The sequence below is a fragment of the Pseudarthrobacter leeuwenhoeki genome, from assembly GCF_055412885.1.
Map to the genome: position 1 here is coordinate 1 of NZ_JBVAYY010000003.1, position 8,831 is coordinate 8,831.

Consider the following 8,831-nt stretch of genomic DNA (forward strand, 5'->3'; position numbering starts at 1 on the left):
TGAAGGCCAGCGCGGCGATGTTGGCCCAGGCCTGGTTCGCGGCGAAGTCGAAGAACGGCAGCTTGCCCAGGCCGGTGTTTTTCAGGGTTTTGATCCGGTTCTCGCACCGGCCGCGGGCGCGGTGCCGGGCGTCCAGGAACGGCCCGTGCCAGCGCGGGGAGTTGGTCAGGAACGCGGTGATCCGGTGCCCGTCAGCATCGAGCAGGGTCGGCTGCGCGCCGGGGTGCAGCGGCTCGGCGCGGAGGAACAGTTTGGTCCCCGGCGGGTAATCGGTGAGCGGAATGATGTCGGTGGCGTTGATGACCCACGCATCGCTCCGGTCGTTCCCGGCCTGGTCCAGGGCCGGCTGCCAGTACTGTTTGTCGGTGATCCAGTCGATCATGTGAGCCTTGCCGAACGGCAGGGCGTAGCTGGTGGAGAACTGCACGCCGAGGCTGTGCAGGTGCCAGAGGAACTTCCGCGAGGCCCCGGCACTGTCGGTTCGAACCAACACTTTCTCCCCGGCCAGGGCCCCGGCCTCGGTGAAGAAGCTCTCGGGCAGTTGGGCTGCCGCCGTGTGGAAGACCCGGATATGGTCCTCGGCGCTGTTCGCTCCCGCGTTGCCTGGCCGCAGCACCGCGGCGAGAATTTCCCCGGAACCGTTGCCGGCGCCGTAATCGACGCTGGCGATGAACGGGGCGAACCCGTAACCACCCTTGTAGGTGCCGGCCACGTTTTCCTTATCCGAGTGCGAGGTCACCAGCGTCGCGTCGAGGTCGATGATCAGCGGATCCGCGGCGGTCGCGGACAGTGCCAGGTTCCGGTCCCCGGCGGCGTTCCAGGCCCGGGTGCGCAGGGCCCGGGTGAGGGTCTCGAATCCGTAGCTGAACAGCTCCGGGTTGGCCACGGTGCGTTCGAAGAACCGTGAGACGGTCGCGTTCGAGGGCAGCTGACCAAAGACCCCGGGTGAGGAACGCAGGATGTCCAGATCCGAGGCATATTCACCTCCGGCGGCGAGCATCGCGGCCAACGAACCAACCAGCCGGCCAGGCCGGTGTTTCGCGCCGGAGGGAACGAACTGGCCGAGCCTGTCCTCGCACAGCCTGCCGAAACCCAGGGCGTCCATGAAGCCGGTGAGCACCGAAACCCCGGCGTGGGAAATCAGCGACTGGCCGGTGAAACTGACCGGAAAGAACGGAAAAACAGCGGTAGACTTTTGCATCGAAAGGGTGCTCCCTCGCTCGGCAAATAACGGTCTCGACAACCACTATTTTCCCAGTTCAGAGCACCCTTTCCCTGACTAACACGCCATCCGAAAGACCCGCCATGAAAACCTGGGGTTAGCGGAAAACAACTGTTGATCCCTTGACGCCGGTGTGGCTGATAGTTCCCCCCTGAAAATCTTGTGTACAGGTGCTGGCGCTCCCATCGCACCGGGCGTTTTGAGTGGGGTAGCCGAGTTTGCCGTTTTCGTAGCCGAGGGTGCCCCAGGTGGCCCGGATTCCGCCCCATGTGGCGTAGGCGCCGATGCCGGGGGCGTAATGAATGGTCCCGCCTTGAAAGGCCTGGTAGCAGCCCCCGCCGGTCAGCCCGCAGATTTCGTTCGTGATGGGGTAGCCGAGTTTGCCCTTTTCGTAGCCCAAAGCACCCCAGGTGGCGTGGATACCGCCCCACGTGGCGTAGGCGCCGGTGGCGGGGGAGTAGTGGATGGTCCCGCCCTGGAAGGACTGGTAGCAGCCGCCGTTGGCGAGTCCGCAGATTTCGTTGGTGGTCGGGTAGCCGAGTTTGCCCTTTTCGTAGCCGAGAGTGCCCCATGTGGCGCGGATTCCGCCCCATGTGGCGTGGGCGCCGGTGGCGGGGGTGTAGTGGATGGTCCCGCCCTGGAACCCCTGGTAGCAGCCCCCGTTGGCGAGCCCGCAGATTTCGTTGGTGGTCGGGTAGCCGAGTTTGCCCTTTTCGTAGCCGAGGGATCCCCACGCGGCCCGGATCGGTCCGGAGGTGGCGCGGGCGCCNTGGGCTAGAGTCCGCCGCGACCCTGACCCATCTGCGCCAACCAGGGCCACACTGCATCCGCCGGAGCCTCGATGGTGATCGCCCGCGTTGACTGAAGATCGGCAACCGACAGGAAGCCGTCACCCGGAAGCCCGCCGTCGGCTTCAGCGGCGGTGGCACCCCAACGCAACTGAAAGCGCCGGAACAGGAAGCCCGATGCCACCAGCCCAGCGAACACTGCCGCGGGCCTGGAAGCCTGTCTCATGTTGTGTGGCTTCGTCATCGGGCAATTCTCCAGACCGCGGATTCCGCTGTCACGGGCGACCACAAGGAACCCCTGTGTCCGGGCCAACCAGGTGGGGCGTCCGACACAACTAGCTCAGCCTCCGTAGACGTTTTTTCGGGCCTCGATGTAGCATCCCCAAACATAGGCGCCCCAGTGTCCTTCGGGTCGTAGGCGGCTTCAACGCTTCGTGGACAGGGGAGGCCATGTCATGCCGTTCCCCCCGCAGTCCTGCATGAACAGGTGTCAGAGCGGAAAATCCGGACCAGCGGCAAACCCAGGTCCATCTAAAGAATAATCAGAACGTCATGTTGGACGCGGCCCAAGCCACTATGAAGTGGTGAACGCGAAAACCCGACGGAAGGACGAACGATGATGAACACCCATCAGAGAACCCACAGGGCGGTACCCGGTCCGCCGTAGGCAGCCGCTCCCCCACACAACCGAATACGCCGTTTCCGGGACCCCACACACCCGGAACATCAGATCAGAGGCAAGAGTGTGCACAAAGTGCACACGAAAAAAGCACCAAAAAGCCCCTGAACTGCGGAAACACTGTGCCCGAGGTGGGACTCGAACCGGGTTCCAGCCCCTGCAAACACTGGACTCCCGCCCAAACATACGGAATCCAGACCAGTCCGGCACCAGTACGACCCAATCCGACGCCCAGGGTGTGCACATTGTGCACACCCTCTTTTTGCCCACTTCAGCTCCCCCAGCCAAGCTGCCTAAACGGCCTCCCGGGCGGGGCAGCTGTGTCCTGCGCGCGTTTTCGCCCCGATATGAAGAGTAGGCCTCCGGAACCGGACCGGCCCCGAACAAGCACCGCACTACGGGACGGCCCTCCTGCAGGAAATCAACGAACAACATGGCGGCGGGCTCCTCCTTTCCGAACATCTCATGGAGAAGCGAACAGCAACCTGCCTGACCAACCGACAGCCCGAGCCTCCACGACGATCACCGGTCTAAACGGTCGTCGGTGCATGTCCGGGCCGGATTGTGACGGACCCGGATGTCTTGTCCACGTGAAACCCACCCAGTCTCACGAGACCACTCCGTCTCAGAAAAGTCCCCAACGCGCCCTTGTCGAGACGGTCCACGGTGAATGCCTGATCAATGCTCGTCCGGAAAAACGTGTCGCAGGCGCGTTAGCTGACGACAACACGCACGAAGCGTGCGCGAGTGTCGCCGACGTTAACGTAGGCGTACTGCTGTGCGGTCGGGAAGGCGAGGTGGTCACCCGCGCGGAGCTGGGTATCGCCGTCTTCCTGTTCGACGCGGATGGATCCCTCGGAGACGAGGAGCATCTCAGACCACCCCAGCGGATCAGGCTCCGCGTCGTAGCGGTCACCGGGTTCGAGCGTCCAAGCCCACAACTGGGCATCCTTGGCAGCGGGAACGGATGCGAGCAGTACCGCGACACTGCCTGGCCCGTCTCCTCGCCACGCAACTTCGCTGATCTCTGCGTGAGGTGCGGCCGGGGCGGCAACGAGGTCGACGAATGTGACACCCAACGCGTCGGCGAGATGATCAAGGCCTGTCAGGCTGATGTTCGCGTCCCCCGCCTCGAGCTTGACGACAGTACGACGACTGATACCTGCGCGATCCGCCAGTGCGACTTGGCTGAGGTCAGCTGCCATACGAAAGCGACGCACGTTCGCACTGACGTGCGCTAGGACCCCGGCCGTTCCCTCAGATTGCATGTGCACTATTCTGCCCCATAGAGTGTGCAGCATGTTGCACACTCGTCCGCGTCGGCGGCGGCTCTCCAGGCAGGAACTCGCCCTCGTCCTCATCACGGCCGTGTGGGGGGCGACGTTCCTCATCGTCCACGTCGCCGTGCAGTACAGCGGACCGTGGTTCTTTGTGGGCATGCGGTTCATGATCGCCGGCATGATCAGTGCCGTTATTTTCGCGCGTATCCTCCGCGGTATCACCTGGAAAGAGATCGGGGCGGGTTCAGCCATTGGCGTGGTGATCTTCCTCGGTTACGGACTGCAAACCGTCGGTCTTCAAACGATCAACAGCAGCACCTCCGCGTTCATCACAGCCCTCTACGTCCCGCTTGTTCCGATCCTGCAGTGGATGGTGTTCAGAAAGCCGCCGCGGCTTCTTACGTGGATCGGCGTCGGGCTTGCTTTCGTAGGTCTCGTGCTGCTCGCCGACCCAGGGAACGTCGGCTTCACCTTCGGCTCCGGGGAGATCGCGACGGTCCTCAGCACTCTTCCAATGGCAGCTGAGATCATCCTCATCGGCTGGTTCGCGGGCAAGGTGAACCTCGGCCGGGTGACCGTCGTACAGTTACTCGTCGCGGGACTACTGGGCTTCCTGGCCATGCCCATCGTCGGAGAGGAGCTGCCCGCGTTTTCCTGGGTGTGGGTGGGAGCGGCGGTCGCTTTGGGGGCTGCGAGCTGCCTCATCCAACTCACGATGAACTGGGCCCAGAGGACGGTCTCGCCGACACGAGCAACGATCATCTACGCCGCCGAGCCCGTATGGGCTGCGATCATCGGCCGAGTAGCGGGTGACCGGCTTCTTCCGGTCGCGGTCGCCGGGGCCGTGTTCATTGTCGCTGGCGCCCTCGTCAGCGAACTCAAACCCCGCAGCAAACGCAACGACGCTAATACCTCACGAGAACCCTCACAGGGTGTCTACAATCCAGCCGCCTCCTCCCCCCACTCGAGCCGACGGAACTAATGACCGTACCGGGTTTAGGCCGTCTTCTTGCTGGTGGCCTCGTTGTCTGAAGAGGCATCTATTTGAGCATGGTGGTTCTGCTCGAACTCGTCGGGCGGGATCATGGCCAAGGTGGTGTGCAGCCGCTCTGTTTTGTACCAGTGGACCCAGTTCATGGTCGCCTTCTCCACATCCGGCAACTGCTTGAGCGGGCCTGTCATGAAGGGGCTGCCTTTGCGGACGCATTCGTTCTTGTACAGACCGATCGTGGATTCCGCGAGGGCGTTGTCGTACGCGTCGCCGACGCTGCCGACGGAAGCCGCCAGCCCTTCGAGCAGCAGTGCCTCTCCGAACCGGATCGAGGTGTACTGGGATCCGGCGTCACTGTGATGGACCATGCCCGCAGGGACCGGCGTTCCGGCCTGGTCCCGGCGCCAGAGCGACATCTTCAAGGTGGTGAGCGCCATGTCCGCGTCCTTGATCGTGGAGCCGTGCCAGCCCACGATCGCCCGGGAGAAGACATCAATCGCGAAGGCCACGTACGCGAAGCCGGCCCACGTTCTGACATAGGTGAAGTCGGTGACCCACACGGCGTTCGGCCGGGCCGCGGTGAAGTCCCGGTTCAGTAGATCCGGAGCCCGCTGTGAGTCTTTCGCTACTGCACCGGCTTTGGGTTTCCGGCCTCGGACGAGGCCGTTCATGGCTTCGTCCCGCATGAGCAGGTCCACGCTACATCAGGCCACGTCGTGGCCCTCTCTGCGCAGCCAAGCGGTCATTTTCCGCCGCCCGTAGAGGTACTCCTGTTTCTCGGCTGTCTCCTTCAGCGCGTTGACGAGAGTAGCGTCCGCGACGGTACGGGCAACGGGTGCTTTGGATTTCCAGGACCGGTACATCCGCGGGGCAACCTGCACGCCCTGCTCACGCAGGACCTTGCATGCCGGCTCGACCCCGTGGCCATCGGCACGCAGTTCGTCGATGAATCCAGCTATTTGCGGCGAGGGTCGAGCTCCCTCGCGAAGAAAATCGAGGCCTTCTTCAGGAACTCGTTTGCCTCCCGCAGTTCCCGGTTCTCACTCTCCAGCTCCCTGATCCGGGTCTGCTCGGCGCTGGTGACGCCGGGGCGTTCGTCCGCGTCGATCTGGGCCTGGAGAACCCACCGGCGCAGGGACTCCCTGCCGATACTCAGCTTCGGTCCGATGGCGGAACAGGCGGCAAAAACGGAGTCGTACTAACTGAGGTGGTCCAGGACCATCCGCACGGCACGTTCACTGATCCTGGGGGTATCGCTTGGGCATAATCGCTCCTTCACAAAAAAGGAAGCGGCATCAAACCCGGTACGGTTCAGTGCCCCCGACAACGTGGCGCATGAACTCTTCGCCCCTGCCTGAGATGTGTTCGACCTGAGGCGTGTTGGATGCGCTGCCTAACCGCGTATCGCTGTGCCGTCGGGCCTTTCGCCAGATGACCTCTGGCCACATATTTTGCACCGCCCCTTACAGTGAAGTCATGCTGCACTCAACCCGGCAAGGCTCCGGTAAGCCACTCCTCCTGATCCATGGGCTCGGTTCCAGTATTGGTAACTGGAACCCGGTAATCCCGGCGCTGGCCGCTGAACGCGATGTCATCGCCGTCGACCTCCCCGGTTGCGGCGAATCCGCGCCGCTGACCGGCGAAACCACCATTGCCACGCTGACCGATGCCGTCGAAGCCTTTATCCGCGACGGGGAACTGGGTGACCTTGATCTGGTAGGCAGCTCCATGGGCGCCCGGATGGCGATGGAAATGGCACGGCGAGGGCACGCTGGCACCACGATCGCACTGGACCCTGGTGGATTCTGGAATGACCGCCAGGCAGCGATCTTTGGTGCAAGCATCAAGGCATCCGTCGCACTGGTGCGCCGCATTCAACCGGCGCTCCCCTTCCTCACGGGCAACCCCGTGGGCCGCACGGCCTTGTTGGCTCAGTTCTCCGCCCACCCCTGGAAGCTGCCGAAGGATCTGGTCCTGCATGAGCTTCGCGGGTTCAAGACATCAACCAGTCTGGATCCGGCCCTCAACGCGCTGATTCACGGACCCCGCCAGGAAGGCGCACCGGCCGGTTCACTCAAGGGCAAAGTGGTCATTGGATGGGGGCGGAAGGACAAGGTCACCGCTCCCAGTGAGGCGGCGCGGGCCATGGAGCTGTTCCCGGATGCAACGCTCCACTGGTTCGAAAACTGCGGTCACTTCCCGCACTGGGACCAACCAACGGAAGCGGCGCGCCTGATCCTCGATAGCACCGGCTGAGCTGCGGCTGAGCGCCGGGGCGGAGCCATTTACGTTGAGTCGCCGTCAGAATGGTGGAACCTGCGACGGCTCGGGAGGCATCGAGCGGCGGCTCGGGCGGGCGCAGATGAACGTCTTGTACCAGCTCTCACGTACCAACGGTCTCGGGGTCGGCGCACTGGCGGCCGTCCTCGATGTCACGAGCGGCGCGGTGAGCCAGCACGTCGACAGCCTTAGGAGGGAGGGCCTTGTCACGGTCGAGCTTGATCCGCTGGACGCCCGCGCGCGCGTGGTGTCTTTGACGGACGCGGCTCGCTCCGAAGTGAATGAGTTCCAGCGTGGCTGGATCCACGCGATCGCTCCCCGTTTCGATGCGCTCAGCACCGAGGAGATTCACGAACTGTCGGTGGCTCAGGTTGGCTTCCGCCTCCACTGGTCGCGGATCTTCGCTAACCATGCCGGCGCAGGCTGTCCGCCAGATGCCGTCCGGGTACGTCCCTTTGACCGCCTCCGTGCCGCAACACGTACGTTTGGTCGTTGCCGAAGGGAGGATCAACCGGTGCATCAGACTCTGGGCTTCACAGGTCAGGCCGCACGGGGTTTCCGTTCTGGTCCACGGGTTCGATGATCAGCAGGTCCTCGTAGACGTGGCGGTTCCGGTAAGTGAAGGCGGAGGCCATCCCGGCCGTTTCGGTGGCGGCGAAGACATCGAAGGGCGCACTCCCCCAGGCGGTCTCCAGTTCTAAGCCTTGATCCACCGATCCGCGGTTGGTCCTGACTGATTGTCGGGGGTGGCCGTGGTTTTGGTTGCGGGCATGGCGGGTTGTCGGCCTCGCTGCCGGTAGGGTTCCACTGTGTGTTTCTGGTCGGGCCGTTGTCCGGCGGTGGGCGGGGTTCTATGGCGCTTGCGGTGGGGCGTGGACGCTGGTGAAGAGCTCGTCCCAGTAGGTTTGCCAGGGCCACTTTTTGGGCAGGTGAAGAAGGATGCGTCGGGCGCTGGAGGCGATCCGGGNGTGGCGGCGGTGTGGTGGATGGTGCCGCCCTGGAACTCCTGGTAGCAGCCGCCGTTGGCGAGCCCGCAGATTTCGTTGGTGGTCGGGTAGCCGAGTTTGCCCTTTTCGTAGCCGAGGGATCCCCACGCGGCCCGGATCGGTCCGGAGGTGGCGCGGGCGCCGATGGCGGGGGAGTAGTGGATGTCGCCGCCCTGGAAGGACTGGTAGCAGCCGCCGTTGGCGAGTCCGCAGATTTCGTTGGTGGTCGGGTAGCCGAGTTTGCCCTTTTCGTAGCCGAGGGCGCCCCATGTGGCGCGGATGCCGCCCCAGGTGGCGTAGGCGCCGATGCCGGGGGCGTAATGAATGGTCCCGCCCTGGAACCCCTGGTAGCAGCCCCCGCCGGTCAGCCCGCAGATTTCGTTCGTGGTCGGGTAGCCGAGTTTGCCCTTTTCGTAGCCCAAAGCACCCCAGGTGGCGTGGATGCCGCCCCACGTGGCGTGGGCGCCGGTGGCGGGGGAGTAGTGGATGGTCCCGCCCTGGAAGGACTGGTAGCAGCCGCCGTTGGCGAGTCCGCAGATTTCGTTGGTGGTCGGGTAGCCGAGTTTGCCTTTTTCGTAGCCGAGGGCGCCCCATGTGGCGCGGAT

General features: G+C 63.9%; 9 protein-coding genes and 1 pseudogene. 3 read left to right on the forward strand and 7 right to left on the reverse strand.

Annotated features, from left to right (window positions below; all coding sequences use genetic code 11):
- The 4 genes from ACZYX4_RS03040 to ACZYX4_RS03055 all read right to left on the reverse strand — a co-directional run.
- On the reverse strand, nt 1-1,201 hold a 1,201-nt coding region (locus ACZYX4_RS03040), incomplete at its 3' end, for an IS1380 family transposase (protein WP_463873592.1).
- A 118-nt stretch (nt 1,202-1,319) separates the two neighbouring features.
- Complete coding sequence (locus tag ACZYX4_RS03045; RefSeq protein ID WP_463873593.1) at nt 1,320-2,042, reverse strand: LGFP repeat-containing protein; 723 nt, start codon at nt 2,040-2,042, stop codon at nt 1,320-1,322.
- On the reverse strand, nt 1,997-2,254 hold the full coding sequence (locus tag ACZYX4_RS03050) for a hypothetical protein (protein WP_463873594.1): 258 nt from the start codon (nt 2,252-2,254) through the stop codon (nt 1,997-1,999). The genes ACZYX4_RS03045 and ACZYX4_RS03050 overlap by 46 nt, the downstream gene beginning before the upstream one ends.
- Before the next feature lie 1,148 nt (nt 2,255-3,402).
- Nucleotides 3,403-3,990 carry a helix-turn-helix domain-containing protein gene (locus tag ACZYX4_RS03055; protein WP_463873596.1) on the reverse strand — a complete coding sequence of 196 codons (588 nt, stop codon included), beginning with the start codon at nt 3,988-3,990 and terminating at the stop codon, nt 3,403-3,405.
- Between ACZYX4_RS03055 and ACZYX4_RS03060 the strand changes: the two genes are divergently transcribed.
- Nucleotides 3,989-4,951 (forward strand): DMT family transporter, encoded by a 963-nt coding sequence (locus ACZYX4_RS03060; RefSeq protein WP_463873597.1) that lies wholly within the window; start codon nt 3,989-3,991, stop codon nt 4,949-4,951. The genes ACZYX4_RS03055 and ACZYX4_RS03060 overlap by 2 nt on opposite strands.
- Before the next feature lie 14 nt (nt 4,952-4,965).
- Here the strand turns inward: ACZYX4_RS03060 and ACZYX4_RS03065 are convergent.
- A pseudogene (locus tag ACZYX4_RS03065) lies at nt 4,966-6,182 on the reverse strand (IS3 family transposase).
- 155 nt (nt 6,183-6,337) lie between these two features.
- Between ACZYX4_RS03065 and ACZYX4_RS03070 the strand changes: the two are divergent.
- Nucleotides 6,338-7,216: an alpha/beta fold hydrolase gene (locus tag ACZYX4_RS03070; RefSeq protein WP_463873598.1), complete on the forward strand. Its 879-nt coding sequence runs from the start codon at nt 6,338-6,340 to the stop codon at nt 7,214-7,216.
- 106 nt (nt 7,217-7,322) lie between these two features.
- Nucleotides 7,323-7,823, forward strand: coding sequence for a MarR family winged helix-turn-helix transcriptional regulator (locus ACZYX4_RS03075; protein WP_463873600.1), 501 nt, complete (start codon nt 7,323-7,325; stop codon nt 7,821-7,823).
- Here the strand turns inward: ACZYX4_RS03075 and ACZYX4_RS03080 are convergent.
- Together ACZYX4_RS03080 and ACZYX4_RS03085 are read right to left on the reverse strand one after the other, a co-directional pair.
- On the reverse strand, nt 7,774-7,953 hold the full coding sequence (locus tag ACZYX4_RS03080; protein WP_463873602.1) for a hypothetical protein: 180 nt from the start codon (nt 7,951-7,953) through the stop codon (nt 7,774-7,776). The genes ACZYX4_RS03075 and ACZYX4_RS03080 overlap by 50 nt on opposite strands.
- Nucleotides 7,938-8,831, reverse strand: a complete 894-nt coding sequence (locus ACZYX4_RS03085; RefSeq protein WP_463873603.1) for an LGFP repeat-containing protein — start codon at nt 8,829-8,831, stop codon at nt 7,938-7,940. Before ACZYX4_RS03085 ends, ACZYX4_RS03080 begins: the two co-directional genes overlap by 16 nt.

Bases quoted from the DNA above. Each gene is read 5' to 3' on its own strand.
- ACZYX4_RS03050 (WP_463873594.1), bottom strand. From the start codon at position 2,254: ATGACGAAGCCACACAACATGAGACAGGCTTCCAGGCCCGCGGCAGTG.
- ACZYX4_RS03060 (WP_463873597.1), top strand. From the start codon at position 3,989: ATGTTGCACACTCGTCCGCGTCGGCGGCGGCTCTCCAGGCAGGAACTC.
- ACZYX4_RS03055 (WP_463873596.1), bottom strand. From the start codon at position 3,990: ATGCTGCACACTCTATGGGGCAGAATAGTGCACATGCAATCTGAGGGA.
- ACZYX4_RS03075 (WP_463873600.1), top strand. From the start codon at position 7,323: ATGAACGTCTTGTACCAGCTCTCACGTACCAACGGTCTCGGGGTCGGC.